12 protein-coding genes are annotated in these 15,628 nt (G+C 37.1%); all 12 read right to left on the bottom strand.

Features of this window, described 5'->3' with window-relative positions; all coding sequences use genetic code 11:
- Positions 1 to 191: 191 nt before the first annotated feature.
- On the bottom strand, positions 192 to 1,130 hold the full coding sequence (locus Q0X59_RS01995) for a D-ribose ABC transporter substrate-binding protein (RefSeq protein ID WP_199172720.1): 939 nt from the start codon (positions 1,128 to 1,130) through the stop codon (positions 192 to 194).
- A gap of 379 nt (positions 1,131 to 1,509) precedes the next feature.
- Positions 1,510 to 2,511 (bottom strand): ABC transporter permease, encoded by a 1,002-nt coding sequence (locus Q0X59_RS01990; protein WP_297642814.1) that lies wholly within the window; start codon positions 2,509 to 2,511, stop codon positions 1,510 to 1,512.
- Positions 2,512 to 2,719: 208 nt separating this feature from the next.
- Entirely contained in the window at positions 2,720 to 4,204 is a 1,485-nt protein-coding gene (locus Q0X59_RS01985) for a sugar ABC transporter ATP-binding protein (RefSeq protein ID WP_297642812.1), read from the bottom strand.
- Between the two features lie 166 nt (positions 4,205 to 4,370).
- Entirely contained in the window at positions 4,371 to 5,381 is a 1,011-nt protein-coding gene (locus Q0X59_RS01980) for a LacI family DNA-binding transcriptional regulator (protein WP_075524029.1), read from the bottom strand.
- Between the two features lie 802 nt (positions 5,382 to 6,183).
- A complete protein-coding gene (locus Q0X59_RS01975) occupies positions 6,184 to 7,353 on the bottom strand; it encodes an EamA family transporter (protein ID WP_297642809.1) in 1,170 nt (389 codons plus the stop codon).
- A 106-nt stretch (positions 7,354 to 7,459) separates the two neighbouring features.
- Positions 7,460 to 8,146: a non-canonical purine NTP pyrophosphatase gene (locus Q0X59_RS01970; protein WP_296156400.1), complete on the bottom strand. Its 687-nt coding sequence runs from the start codon at positions 8,144 to 8,146 to the stop codon at positions 7,460 to 7,462.
- A 79-nt stretch (positions 8,147 to 8,225) separates the two neighbouring features.
- Positions 8,226 to 8,987 carry a ribonuclease PH gene (rph, locus tag Q0X59_RS01965; protein WP_296156402.1) on the bottom strand — a complete coding sequence of 254 codons (762 nt, stop codon included), beginning with the start codon at positions 8,985 to 8,987 and terminating at the stop codon, positions 8,226 to 8,228.
- A 171-nt stretch (positions 8,988 to 9,158) separates the two neighbouring features.
- On the bottom strand, positions 9,159 to 10,277 hold the full coding sequence (locus Q0X59_RS01960) for an RES family NAD+ phosphorylase (protein ID WP_297642806.1): 1,119 nt from the start codon (positions 10,275 to 10,277) through the stop codon (positions 9,159 to 9,161).
- Positions 10,274 to 11,230, bottom strand: coding sequence for a sce7725 family protein (locus Q0X59_RS01955; protein WP_297642804.1), 957 nt, complete (start codon positions 11,228 to 11,230; stop codon positions 10,274 to 10,276). Before Q0X59_RS01955 ends, Q0X59_RS01960 begins: the two co-directional genes overlap by 4 nt.
- Positions 11,231 to 11,232: 2 nt before the next feature.
- The gene (locus Q0X59_RS01950; RefSeq protein ID WP_297642802.1) at positions 11,233 to 12,087 is read right to left on the bottom strand and encodes a sce7726 family protein; all 855 of its coding nucleotides are present in this window, start codon (positions 12,085 to 12,087) and stop codon (positions 11,233 to 11,235) included.
- Between the two features lie 530 nt (positions 12,088 to 12,617).
- Positions 12,618 to 13,430, bottom strand: a complete 813-nt coding sequence (locus tag Q0X59_RS01945; protein WP_297642800.1) for a hypothetical protein — start codon at positions 13,428 to 13,430, stop codon at positions 12,618 to 12,620.
- Positions 13,431 to 13,931: 501 nt separating this feature from the next.
- Positions 13,932 to 15,602, bottom strand: coding sequence for a CTP synthase (locus Q0X59_RS01940; protein WP_297642798.1), 1,671 nt, complete (start codon positions 15,600 to 15,602; stop codon positions 13,932 to 13,934).
- Between the last annotated feature and the right edge of the window lie 26 nt (positions 15,603 to 15,628).

Here is a 15,628-nt window from a genome sequence, read left to right as displayed (position 1 = left end):
ATTATTTTTTAATTATTTTTTAATTATTTTTTAATTATTTTTCAGTTATATATTTAATTATTTTTTAGTTATATTTTTAGTTATATTTTGAGCATAGCTCATATTTTTCAGTTATATCTTCAGTTATATTCTTCAGTTATAGCTTTTAATTTGATTTTCAATTATATTTTCGAAATGCAAATTTTAAGCAATTACTCAAAATCACTTACATTCGTTGCATCTACAGTCTTCACAGTAATTGGCTCAGTCTTAGAAACTTTCTCACCTTTAATAGCCTTAACAGCTGCTTCAACAGCTGCGCGACCGAGTTCCTTCGGCTGCTGTGCAATAGTGCCAGCCATAGTACCAGCCTTAATTGCTTTCATGCCATCAGCAGTACCATCAAAGCCAACTATTTTAACATCCTTACCTGCTTTAGCGCCTAACGCTTGGATAGCACCTAATGCCATCTCATCGTTTTCAGCGTAGATTCCAGTTGCATTTGGATGAGATTGTAGCAAATTTGTTGCAACATTCAAAGCTTCAGCGCGATCGAAGTTAGCAGTCTGCTCAGCAACAACCTTGATTCCTGAGTATTTCTTAATACGATCCTTGAAACCTTTACCACGATCACGAGTAGAAGCAGCACCTGGAATACCTTGCAAAATCAGCACTTCTCCCTTTTCTCCCATGCTTTTTGCAAGAGCATCTGCAGCTTGAGCGCCACCAGCAACGTTATCAGAAGCAATGTGTGAAGTAACTTCTACACCTGTAACAGAGCGATCAACAGAAATTACAGGAAGATTTGCACTCAACAATGGAGAAACAGAAGGAGCAGCAGCATCTGAATCAACTGGGTTAATAATTACTGCTTTAGCTCCCTGCGATTGAGCATTTTGAGCTTGATCCTGCTGCTTTGAAGAATCGTTTTGAGCATCAGAAACTTGTAATTCAACACCCAATTTCTTTGCTTCAGCTTGTGCTCCATCTCGCAAATCTACGAAGAATGGATTGTTTAATGTAGAAACTAACAATGCAACTTTATCGCTAGAATTTGAATTTCCGCACGCGCTCATACCTAAAACAAGCGCTCCAGCCGCCATCGCTGCGCAAACTAGTTTAATACTGCGGTGCAATGTTTGATTGTTCATCATATCTCCTTTGATCATCAGATATACTCGCAAAACTTTACGAATATATCTCGCTCGCTTTTGCGTAAATTTGCTACAATTTGCAAATCTTCGCTAAGCAAGTCGATGTGTAATCATTATGCTTTTGTTTTTGATCATTACCTTTAAGTTATAAATTTTAAGTTATTCATTAAGTTATAGATTTTAAGTTATTCATTAAGTTATAAATTTGGACTTTAGCCCAGTATTTTCAGTTATATTTTCAGTTATATTTTATTTTTCTTTTCCGTATTTATTTATTTGTGCTGGTATCGATTTGCTTACGGATTAAATCAATACCATTTGAGGAAGCACACCTCCTTTCTCATAGGAGAGGTCAGAAAATAAAGAAACGTAAAAATCAGTGAGTATCTTCCTTTCTACGCAAAGTATCAAGGCTCACAGCGAAAGCAATCACTAAGCCAATAACGACTTGCTGCCAGAAGGAAGAAACGTTCAAAATATTCAAGCCGTTACGAATAACTGCTAACAAAATTGCGCCAACAAAAGTACCGGAAATCTTACCTTTGCCGCCAGAAAGTGAAGCACCACCAATTACAACAGAAGCGATTGCATCCATCTCATAACCGGTTGCAGCCTGAGGTTGTGCTGAATGCAAACGACCTGCAATCACCAAACCTGCAATAGCAGAGAAAACTCCAGAAAGAATGAACACCATGATCTGAGTCTTATGAATGTTAATGCCAGAAAGTCTGGAAGCTTCCATATTTCCGCCAACTGCATACATAGAACGTCCTGTAGTTGTAAAGTTCAAAGTTACAGATGCAATAACTCCCATAATAATCATCATCACAATTGGCATTGGAATACCAGCCACAGTAGCTCCGAAGAAGTTCACCATACCAGATGTAGAAATTGGTCTACCGTCTGAAACTACAAGCGTAAGTCCACGAGCTACAGACATCATAGCTAAAGTAGCAATAAATGATGGAAGTTTAAGGAAAGCATTAGCAACACCTGAAATTAAGCCAAACACAGCACCAGTTAATATGCCAACTAAAATAGTGAGAATTGGAGGCAATCCCATTGAAGCACCAGTGTACGCAACTAACATACTAGATATTGCAGCTACTGCACCAACAGACAAATCAATTCCAGCAGAAACAATAACGAATGTTTGTCCGAATGCCAAAATAGCAACAGTTGCAGCTTGAATACCAACGTTAATGATATTGATACTAGTCAAAAACGCTGGCGTTGCGCAAGAAAGTACTGCACACAAAATAATCAAACCAATAAGAGCACCATTACGGGATGCAAATTGCTTAATTACAGGCAGAAAACCCTTATCTTTCTTGCCATAACCTAAGCTCTGAGATTTCGTACTTTGTTCAGTAGTCATCGTCGATACTCCTTTATCTATGCGGATTTTGTCCTCATATGTATGCGAATCTTAAATAACTCTCACGCTTCAATGCGCAAGTCTTATTTAAATAATCCGCAACTTTTTACGTTTTATAAGATTTTTATCGATATTTTTATAAGTATTATCAAAAATCGATAATTTATTTTTAGTTTTATTTATATTTCCGTATCTCTTTAGTCAAAGATTAAGAATCCAAATGCGTTACAGCTAGTTCCATCACACTTTCCTGTGTAGCTTGGCTTGCATCCAACTCTCCACTAATCTTTCCATTCGACATCACAAGCACGCGATCAGACATTCCAAGCACTTCTGGCAAATCTGAAGAAGCCATAAGTACAGCGCCGCCATTTTCTACAATACTGTTTATAAGTTCGTAGATTTCAACTCGAGCACCAACATCAACACCGCGAGTTGGCTCATCAAGAAGCAACACTTTTACTTTTGCCATTGACCACTTACCAAATACGATTTTCTGCTGATTTCCGCCAGAAAGAGAACCAGCAAGCTGATCGATGCTTTCCATGCGAATACGTAAAAGTTTTGCAGTCGATTCTTCACGTTCACGCTGACCTTTCAAATCAGCAAAACCAACGTGAGATGTAGGAATCAAAGTCGAAACTCCAAGATTTTCAGCAACCGATGCTTCAAGAATCAAGCCCTGAGTGCGTCTATCTTCTGGAACTAATCCAAGACCTGCATCAATACTACCTGCGATATTTGCTTTAGGAATCTTCTTGCCATCAACATACACAGAACCAGAATCATAAGTATCAGCGCCAAAAATAGCACGAAGAACTTCAGTACGACCAGCTCCAACTAAGCCAGCCAATCCAACCACTTCCCCAGCATGCACACTGAAGGAAACCTTTTGAATATCTCCTTTTCTAGTCAAGCCTTCAACTTTAAGCAGCTCCTCGCCCTTATAGCGATTTCCGTGTGGGAACTGATTAGTAATATCTCGACCAACCATAAGTCGCACAAGCTCTTTTTCTGGAACTTTCGCATCAACAGTGTCAACATACTTTCCATCTCGAAGTACAGTTACAACATCGCCAATCCTAGCGATTTCATCTAAATGATGCGAAATGAAAACCATTCCAACATTCTTAGTTTTCAAATCTTCCATAATGCTGAAAAGCTGTTCACACTCACGCTTAGTCAATGCAGCAGTAGGCTCATCGAGAATCAAAATTGACGCATGTTGCATTAAAGCTTTTGCAATCTCAACCATTTGCTGGCGAGCAACACCAAGCTCACCCATAGGCTTACTAACATCCTCTGAAAGACCTATTACTTTCAAAGCATCTTGTGCTTTAGCACGCATTGTGGCACGATCCACAAAGCCAAATTTTGTAGGAATAGTTCCTAAGAACAGGTTTTCCATAATAGAAAGTTCTGGCACTAGATTCAGCTCTTGGTGTATTACAGCAATGCCAAACTTACGAGCCGCATCCACATTAGGAATACGAACTGTTTCACCGTTAATTTCAATATGGCCTTTATCTGGCTGATAAATACCACTCATAATTTTAATAACAGTTGACTTTCCAGCACCGTTTTCACCAAGAAGTACATGCACTTCTCCCGGCTTAACAGTTACAGAAACATTGTCAACTACTGTAGAATTACCGAATATTTTCGATACTCCTACTAACGACAGCTCCGTCATGTCTTGCCTCCTTCGCTTAGCATCATTGCCTTACGAAAAATTACAGATTATGTTGAATTATGCAAACGTATTTAGATGTATTCTCTAAACGTATTTAGTATTTAGTTTTTAGTATTTAATATTTAATACTTAGACGTATTTTCTAAACGTATTCGCATTACAAAAGTCACGCGTTCCCAAGCGATTCGCGTGGAATATAAACTGTTTCTACGCGATGAGATTTCACTTCAGAATTATTTTCAAGCATATCCAAAAATAGCTCAGCACTAGTGCGACCAATTATTTGAACCTGCTGCGAAATAACTGAAATATGCGGAGTAGCTAATCGGAAAACTTCAACATCATCAAATGAAATCAACGACATATCTTTTCCAATAACTAAACCTTCCCGAGCCATAACGTTCATCACACGCAACGCATCTGGAGAATATCCAACTATAAGCGCCTTAACTCCAGAATTTCTCATACGATTCACTACATTAACGCAAGATGATTGATCAAACCCTGTTGATTCAACGAAAACATTATTTTCACCAAACATCTTCGAAGCAACATTGCGAAACACTTGCTCACGCTCTTGTAATGAAGGCGATGCAACAATAGGCCCAGAAATATAACCAACAGAAAGAAAGCCATGACGTTTTATGTCTTTTAAAGCATCACAAATGCCGTTAGTAGGATCTGAATCAACAACAGGCACATTCTCTAATCCGCCAGATTGAGGTTCTACATGTCGATCCATGAACATCAATGGGAGATGCTGCTCAATCAATTTTTCCAAAGCTTCTGTCACTTCGCCTTGAGGAACAATAATTGCACCATCAATTCTTTGAGAAAGAATGCTTGCTAGGAATGAATCTTGACGAGCTGCGCTTTCAGAAGATGTTCCTATAAACGCACAATAACCCGCATCAAACAATGAGTCTTGAACAGTATAAGCTAATTCAGCAAAGTACGCGTTACGAATATCTGGAACTAATAATCCAACTGTTTTAGTACGAGAAGATCGCATAGCTTGAGCGCGAGAATCCGGAATATAACCTAATTCCGCTACAGCACGCTCAACTTTTGCTTTAGTGTTTAATGATATACGACCATTATTATTAAGCGCACGAGAAACAGTCGAAACTGAAATTCCTGCACGTTGAGCAACATCGCGAATAGTGATGTACGTCATAAACACCTCCTCAACAGTTTTACGTTGGATTTTCTTACCAGCTTTAACACAACATACTTTACTAATTTGTAGCTTATATTATTGCGTTGAACTTTTAATTTATGTTTGATCTACGTTTAATTTACGTTTAATTTCCGTTTAATTTTCAAGCTAACTTAAACTCTCGCCAGAACTCTTGCTAGAACTCTTGCTTTAGATTTTGCTCGAACTCTTACCAGAACTCTTGCTTTAGATTTTGTTCACTTATCTAAACTCTAACTTGAGTTTTAGTCTTGCTTTACTTTGGCTTTTATTACATGTTAGTTATTCGCATAATGAAAAGCTCTTTTTACTCACGTTCAGCTTTCTATTACGTTTTCCATATACTCCTCTCGTCTTTGGGAAACGGCTCTTAAGCAACCATGCATAAGACACCACAATCAATAATTATTTCTTACTTCGATATTCCATCGGCGCCGATCATATATCTAGTAAGCCCGATACTGCATAAGAACGATTTTCTTACTCGTCCTTTTGCGGTAACGTTACCGCAACTATAACATTTTGAATGTTCATATGCAATAGTAGCGTGTTGAAATTCTTCTAAAATTTAACGTGAATTTTATTGAGAATTCTAAGAATTCTGAAAGTAGAAAAAGTTCTAAGAATTTCGAAAATACTGAAAATTCCGAAAGTATCGAACAATCCCAAAGTATCAAAAAATCCCAAAGTACAGAAAAGTTTAGCAAAAATTTATTAAATAATTTCTTTAGAGCTTTAGAGGAAGATTACGAGAAAATAATCAAATCATCAGATAATCAAATCATCTAAGAAGAGTCATCATTATGAATATAAGAGCAAAACCAACAAAATCAGCCCAAGAAAACACTGCACCAGTAAACATTACAGCTGTAATCGCAGCCATCACTGGCTCACTAGCACCAAGCAGAGTTCCGCGAACAGCACCAACTCGCATTATGCCTGAAAGAAACAGCCAATACGCTCCAAAAGTTCCGCCAACTACAGTAAAAGCAAAAAGAGCGATTCCACGCCAATCCAACGCAGGCATAGTTTCCCATGGTCTAACAAAAGGCAACAAAATCAGCCCAGCAACAATAAACGTTATGCCGTTTATTGAAAGATTTCCCCACTTAGCAATCAATTTAACTGGCATAATCGCAAGAGCTGCTGTTGAAACAGCATCTACTAGCCCCCAGATAAGCCCCATAATTGGTAGAGATAATTTAGAAAAATCGCCACCAGTTGCCATTAAAGCAGTGCCAACAAAAGCGAGTAAAACACCAACATTTTCACGCACATTAGGAAATCGCCTATTCTTCAAACACGCGTATACGAGCACAAACACAAGATTAAGACTTTGCAACACAGTTGCAGTTCCGGAATTAGTCCAATCAATCGCCCATAAATATGAAACTTGAGTTAGCAACACACATACTATTCCAGTTAAAACGAACATTCCCCAAGAACGCGTAGATTTCACTGCACTAACTAATTGCTTTCTTGTGCAAATACTAGCTGTTATGAAGAAAAGAACGCCTGCAGCAAGTTGTCTAACACACGCAATTTGCAAGGGAGTTACATGATAATCGCCCATAAGAATCTTAGACACTGTTGCATTCGTGCCCCAAAGTGCTCCGCCTAAAAGAGTGAGAATCATGCCAATAAAAATTGTGCGAGCAGACGAACTAAAAGCAGGATTCGGCGAATCTGGAGAACTTGAAATAGCAAGCTGTGCAGCTTTAGACGAGTCAAAAGTTTTAGAGGAAGTTTCAGTGGAAGTTTCAGGACGCGAAGCATGAGAGGAAGTTTCGCAAGAAGTATCAGCAGAAGTTTCAGATTTAGTTTCAGATTTAGTTTCAGATTTAGTTTCAGATTTAGTTTCACTAAGCTCTTCTTCTTTGCGATTCGCAATATTATTATCCGATTCGCAAGACTGTGCACAAGACTTTCTGTTCAATAAGAACTTAGACATAAATTTCCTCTGGCTCACTAAAACTAGTTTTTAGAATACTTACTGAGTTTACTAGATTAGTTTTACTTAACTCGCCTTTGCGCGCGCCTTTTACTATACTATTCTTTCATTCAGTAAAGCACATTGCTTTCAATTCTGGTAGTAGCGCTCTCAAGGCTTTACCTCTGTGAGATATCGCGTTTTTTTCTTCCGCGCTAAGCTCAGCAGAAGTCAATCCTTCCATTTGCACGCCATTTCTAACAGGCTGATCATCTGGAACAAAAAGCGGATCGTATCCAAAACCATTTTCACCTCTAGACTCGCGCAAAAGCCTGCCAGTCATTTCACCAAATCGTACTATTTCGAAACTATGAGAATGGTTCATAGCGCTTTCTTGATGTATTTGATTGCAATCTTCAGGAACAGCCAAAGCCACAGCACAACGGAATCTAGCAGTACGACATGGATCTGGAATATCTGAAAGTTGCTTAAGAAGTAAAGTGTTGTTTGCTAAATCATCTCCGTGCACACCACTCCAGCGCGCAGAAAGTATTCCAGGAGCAGCTCCAAGCACATCAACTATGAGTCCAGAATCGTCTGCAATCGCAGGGCAACCTGTAAGACTTGCAACGCAACGAGCTTTAAGCAAAGCGTTTTGCTCAAAAGTTACGCCTGTTTCAACTGGATCAGGAAGACCTAAAGAGCCTGCTGTTAATAGAGTGACCTGGCACGCAAAATCCGCACACTCCTCAAAAAGTATGCGCTTAATTTCCACAAGTTTACCCTCATTATGCGTTGCCACAATAATTTTCACTCTATCTGCCTTTCTCATAGAATTCATAAGATGATTTAATACAATTCAAACTCTCTTTAGCAAACACATTTAAATCCGATTAAGATCTAAGTGCTTCACGCTGTTTTTCTTGAAGTTCCCTGTTTCCTTTAGTAGCTAAGTCAAGTAAAACGTTTAGCTCATCGCGATTAAATGGGCGATGTTCTGCTGTGCCCTGAATTTCAATAAAAGTTCCAGAACCAGTCATAGCAACATTCATATCTGTCATTGCTTGACTATCTTCTATATATGGCAAATCCAACATTGGAGTACCATTTATTACTCCCACAGATACAGCAGATACAGAGTCTTTAAGAACGCGATCAGCAGAGTGAATATGCTTATTTTTTTCTGCCCAACGCAATGCGTCAACAAGTGCAACATACGCTCCAGTTACAGATGCTGTACGAGTACCACCGTCCGCTTGTAAAACGTCGCAGTCGATTTGAATTTGCGTTTCACCCATTGCTTTCATATCTACTACTCCACGCAAGCAGCGACCTATAAGCCTGCTGATTTCATGCGTGCGACCCCCTACTTTTCCTTTAACTGATTCGCGATCCGTGCGCTGCTCAGTGGCTCTAGGAAGCATTGAATATTCAGCAGTAACCCATCCGAGTCCTGAATCTTTACGCCATCTAGGTACACCAACTGTAAAAGTTGCAGTACACATAACGCGAGTATTCCCACATTCAATTAGCACAGAACCTTCTGGAACACTTGTGAAATTGCGTGTGATTTTTACAGGTCTCAATTCGTCTACAGCACGTCCGTCTATGCGAATAGGTGTTGACGATTCCAACATATCTTTAATCTGAGCCATAATTTGTAAATTTACCATGCAAGTGGTATGTATTCTATATATTTGACTAATCTTATAACAAAAGCAAATTTAAATAGCTAAATATAATAGGAAACACACGAAGTATTGTACATAAACGTAAATGCGATTTCGTTAAACTCACACAAAAATATACTTATTACAAAAAATATTTCATTCTTCAGCAAGTAAAGTTGTGTAATACTTAATAGAATCAATTTTGTAAACTTCTGTTCCTATACATTCCAATTCCTTCGGATTGAACACAGCTATATTTTCACCGCCTTCAACCATAACACTCGTATACTCTATTCCATCATATTTTCTACTTTTAATATAGTCACTAAGATACTGTGTCGGAATATAATCAAACTCATTATTACTTCTAACAGGCTTTGATATTTCTTCAGCAATTTTCTTTAAATGCTCGATATTGATTGCATATTGAGTATAGTCAATATCAGTAAATGGGCTTATTCTATTAACAATATTTGCTAAATCTATTACTTTAATGTCTTTTTTAAGCCTAAAACGTGCAATAGTTACATAATCATATTTCTCTGCGCGAACCTCATTTAAAGTTGTTTCTATTGAGTCAGAAAGATACAGGACAGATATACCTTTGGAATTCACTCTACCATCTTTAGCTTTACAACTAGGAGGAGCGCCCATATCATCACTTGCATATCCTTCAGCATTAGGACATATTCTCGCTCTATAAAAAACTCTACCTTCTTTATAAGATGGATTAACATCATATTTCAAAAATTCATCTAACTTTTCTATGTTAATGTATGAACTATGAAATCGATTAACCGTTTTAATATTTTCTACAAATTCATCCCAATTATGGTTCTTCAAAATAGAATTATTTTCTAAATAGTTTGTATCACAAAATTGTCTAACTCCTACCTCAGAATCAAACAGCATTGGATTAGATGAATATTTTTTAGCACATATCGATTTAATAAAATCGTAAATTTTATTCGCTTCAATACCTAAATTAAATATATGCCACCTATCGTGAAGAATATCTTTAATAAATCCTATTTTATTCTTTGGGAAATTAGGTGGCAACATACATGAAGGAGTATAAATATCTAACAAGCCGTTAAAATATTCTTCGATAGGTCCACCATTACTAGTATCACACACATACACATCTTTCGCACCGCAAAAATTACAATTACCAATTTTGTGATTTACATTTTTACGCACATCAGCATTCGTGCCATCTATTATTGCCTTTATCTGAATATCAGTGAAACAATTACTGCAATATAACATCCTCATTTCACCCCACTAAAATTATTATTCATCAATTCTAAATGATGCATCAACGATAACTTTTTAACAGTTCCTAACCCAGGATAAGTACCATTTTCATAGTGTTCTAATAGAGTGCCTAAACCAATAGTTTTAACAAAAAATCCTGGATTTTGTTTGCACCAGATATTCAAATCCGATAGAGCTTCATAGAACTTTCCTGCAGTATTATAAATATCTTCATTAGTTTTAGAAACAAAATGCCTAACACGTAAATTTTTCTTCGAATCAAAATACACAATATGTATAGCTACAGAATACGGAGCAAATCCAACTTCATTATAACTTTTTCCAACTATAGAATAATCAGAAAATCCGATATAATCCTCACTCTCATAATACAAATGATCATCAGAGAAAAACTCATCAACACATGACGAGTAATCAGAATTCTTAACTTGTTTTTTAAACTTGTCATCAAGAATAACTCTATTTGATTTAATTCTACGCCTAAACATTCCTCCATCTGGAATTAAAACATACCTCGGAGTGACTCGACTGAATTTTTCTTCATATGTATCTAAATAATCTTGACTACTATTTACAACAAGTAATTCAGACTTATCTACTTCATTTTCAACGCAAAAATTCACAAAGCTACTCGCAAGATTATTCATTATTACTGATTTAATAACATGCGAACTGTTGTATTCTTTTAATATATACTTAACATAGTCGATGTCATCAGTTATATTTTGATAAAATTTCACATCACTAATAAAAGAACCGACTTCTGGATTAAGTATTAAAGCTATATCATGACCTTTATCTATGAAAGCCTTAATCGTACTGGTAAAAGTAGAAGTAATTTTAACAGGCTCAATAATTGGAATAATTTCATCACCCATTTTGTCATTCAGGATAAGTTCACGCAAAGCCAATAGATCATATTGACGACCACGAATATATGGGAAATACATATCTATCCTCCATATTTTTTATTTAGAAAACGGTCTATTTTTGCCCAATCATATTTTGACATAGAAGAAAAATACATAAGCGACTTCAACTCGTAAGGAATATCATCAAACACGCTTATATTTTCTATCTTATTACGTATTTTTAATTGCTTTAACATCATTCTATAAGCATCACAAATGGGAATTTTTTTAAACAAAGACAAACATTCATCGTAATAAAACACCTGCTTAACATTAGGTAATTCATGAAAATATTCTTCTAATATGTTTTCATATTCACGTTTGCGAAGCACTTTGAAAATAGCAGTATGCTCAAGTTTTGAATTATCTTTTATAGGTTCTTTCCTTAGTTTTTCACTTATCGTATTTTGCTTAGTAAGTACATAAATACCTACTGGTGTATTTTCAAGTATTTCAATAGCATGATTATATTTACCTTCAGATGTAACAACACATACATGGTCAAAAGCTTTAAAATAATCATCTAATTGATGTTCTAAACGATCAAATGTATCTAGTTCAGTTTTTATCTCATATACAACAGCTTTTCCATTGATTAAAATAAAGTCTGCTTTTGATTTTCCTATAGAAATTTGCGTTAATGCTGTAGCCGTATTCATGCTATATTTACCAAGCAAAAGCTTGTTTAGCAAAGTATTTTGATAAAAATATTCATTCCTATACGACTTAGACATGAACTTATAAATTTCACTAATTATCATGCCATTATTTTTATCTTCAGGATTATCAACAAAACGACTTGCTACTCTTTTATATATCTTATTTTCATATATCGAATCATCACTAAAAACATTCTTAGTAAAAAGATGATTTAAGATAATGTTACTGCCAGTCACTTAAACCACCTCCATCAAAGTACGTATTAGCAACATAGTATGCAAAAACTGTTATAAATTACCTAAAATCCTACATATAAAACATTTACCTTAAAAGCATACAACAAATAATCTCTTATGAAACTTATATACAAATTTACATTAAATTCTTAATACACGCCCTAAATCACCATAAATATCTTCTATAACTAATTTACAACTATAAATATCAAGTTTTGCAAAAATGAGTTATAAAACATTGTGATATGCAATCATTTTTAATAATTCAAGATTTCATTAGCAAGATTCTATTTTAATTCTATGTATCTCATATGCAATTTTATAACACAACTGCGTGCCACTTATGCATTCTAATTCTCTCAAAAAACAACATAATTGGAAATTATATATGAAAAGGGGTAAATGGTTAAACTAACCACTCGCCCCTTTTCAATTCACAAATTAACTAAGAACTATTCTTTATAGAATACTTAAACTGTTATATATAACAATCAAATATTAACCTATAAATCAAAGTTCAAAGAATACATTTAGTGACGGATCTTGCGAACAGCAGCACCCATGCCAGCGAGGAGAGCAGCAGCCAAAGCAGCGAAAGCTACGCCAACACCAGTCTTGCTGAGCTGCTTCTTGCCCTTACGACCCTTGGTGTTAATTTGAACATTGTGCTTGCCTTTATCCTTAGAATTCTTCTTATCTGGCTTTACTGGAGTCTTAGGAGTCTTAGGAGTTGCAACGCAACCAGCTTGCTGCAAGTCATAGTTAGCATAACCTAACTTATGCTTAGCTTCATCACGATCCTTCTTAGCATTCTTTAAGTCATCATCCTTAGGTGCAAGCTTCTTAAGCTCTGTATTAAAGGAATTCTTCTTACCGGTAAATGTTATTACTCCAGCAGCTTCTGTAGCATCATTTAAACCAGCTGCAACACCTTTCAAACCTGCGTAAGCAGCAACAGTAGTATCCTTAAGAGCTTTAAGAGCCTTATTGAGCTCCTTAACCTTAGCTTTAACTGTTTCTTCAGCCTTAGCTTTAGCTTCGTCACCCTCAGCATCACCATAAGCTTCTGCTGCTTCATCAGCAGCTTTGAGAGCATTCTTATAGGCATTTACTAACTTTTCAGCAGCTTTATAGCTAGCATCATCTTTGTCATAAGCAATCTGCTTGAGTGTAACATTAGCCTCTGCTTCTCTAAGAGCAGTAGTAGCATCATTTACAATCTTCTGAAGTGAAGCGCACTTGTCAGCCTTGGCATCAGCAGCAAAAGCTGGGGTAGACATAGCGAAGCCGGCGAGCAAAGTAGCGCCAGCAGCAAAAGCGGCGATAGCCTTCTTATTTAACATGATATTTTCCTTTTCTTCTTCTCCTTCGCACTAGGGTATGCGAAGAACAATTTGCCTTTGCGGTTTCCCGCTTGTACCAGTGGAACTAGGGATTCCTCCGGTAACTGACTCAAACATTACATCACGATTTAAGAAAACTCAACCAAAATTTTCAGCTTATATTAAGCTTTAATTATAAAGATTTTAATAAAAATTGCGTAAAACATTCAAAATACATCATAAATTACGAATTTTTTTGCAGAAAATCAAAAAATATACAAAACACGCCGAATATAGAATTTTTTAATAATTTTTTCAGGTTTCTTTAAGGTTTCCCAAAAGTCACGCACAAAACAGACTCAAAAACACCAATCAAAAACCAACAAACACACATCAACACACCACGCAGCATAATATCAACCATCCACACAACCACACAAAAACAAAAAACTCAGGTTGGAAACACATCTCACTTCCAACCTGAGTAAAAATCAACAATCTTAAAACTACTTGCTACTCATTCTACTTGCTGCTAATTTTAGATTGATGCTCAAGAGCTGCAGCAACTAATCCAGCAAATAATGGATGCGGCTTAGTTGGCCTAGACTTAAACTCTGGATGAGCTTGAGTTGCAACGTAGAATGGGTGAACATCCTTTGGAAGTTCCACAAACTCAGTCAAATTACCATCTGGGCTTTGACCGCTAATGCGCAAACCAGCTTCACGCAAACGATCCTTATACGCAACATTCACTTCGTAACGATGACGGTGACGCTCAGTAACATGCGTAGAGCCATAAAGCTCAGCAACAATAGAGCCTTCTTCAAGAAGAGCAGGGTAAGAACCGAGTCGCATAGTGTGACCCATATCACCCTTACCATCAACAATATCTTTCTGCTCTTCCATAGTTGCAATTACTGGATCTCCACAATCCTTCTCAAACTCAGTTGAATTAGCATCCTCAAGACCAAGAACATGACGAGCATACTCAATCACCATAGATTGCAATCCAAGGCAAAGTCCAAGAGTTGGCAAACCATGCTCACGCGCATAACGAAGTGCGCCAATCTTACCCTCAATACCACGAATACCAAATCCGCCAGGAATTACCATACCGTCCATTTGATCGAGAGCTGCAGCAGCACCTTCTTGAGTTTCACACTTATCTGCAGCAACCCAACGCACGTTTACTTTAGCCCAATTTGCAAATCCACCAGCCTTAATCGCTTCAGTAACAGAAAGGTATGCGTCTGGCAAATCAATATACTTTCCAACGATTGCAATGTTTAGCTCATGCTTAGGGTGATGTACTCGCTCAAGCAAATCTTCCCACTCATTCCAATCAACGTCATGGAATGGAAGCTCAAGCTCACGAACAACGTACGCATCCAAGCCCTCGTTGAACAAAATCTTAGGAACATCGTAAATGCTCGGAGCATCAACGCAATTAACAACGCCTTCAGCATCAACATCACACATAAGCGAAATTTTGTCTTTAATGCCTTGATTAAGAGGGCGATCTGAACGCAAAACAAGCGCGTCTGGAGAAATACCAAGAGAGCGAAGCATCATAACAGAATGTTGAGTTGGCTTAGTTTTCAACTCATGCGCTGCAGCAATATAAGGCACTAAAGAAACGTGTACAAACATGCAATTTTCAGGACCTAAATCGCGACGAACTTCGCGAGCAGCTTCCAAAAATGGCTGAGATTCAATATCTCCAACAGTGCCGCCAATTTCCGTAATAATCACATCAACATCATCTGAAGCTTGCGCACGCATACGCGACTTAATTTCTCCAGTAATATGCGGAATAACTTGCACGCACTGCCCCAAATATTCACCTGCGCGCTCTTTACGAAGTACAGACTGATAAATCTGACCAGTAGTAACATTTGCTTTTTGGCTTAGGAAAACATCAAGGAATCGTTCATAATGACCAATATCGAGGTCTGTTTCTGCTCCATCTTCTGTAACATAAACTTCACCATGCTGGAATGGATTCATTGTACCCGGGTCAACATTGATATAAGGATCGAGTTTTTGTTGTAATACGTGAAGTCCCCTGCTACGTAAAAGCCTACCTAAAGATGATGCAGTAAGACCTTTTCCTAAAGACGAAACAACGCCGCCAGTAACAAAAATATGCTTTGTAATATGCTCCTGAGAGTTACCATGTTTTCTTCTAACCATGGAACTCCATGGTATCTTCGAGCCTA

It is taken from the genome of uncultured Gardnerella sp. (assembly GCF_947280595.1).
Taxonomy (GTDB): Bacteria; Actinomycetota; Actinomycetes; order Actinomycetales; family Bifidobacteriaceae; genus Bifidobacterium; species Bifidobacterium vaginale_A.
This window is presented reverse-complemented; position numbering and strand designations above follow the sequence as displayed.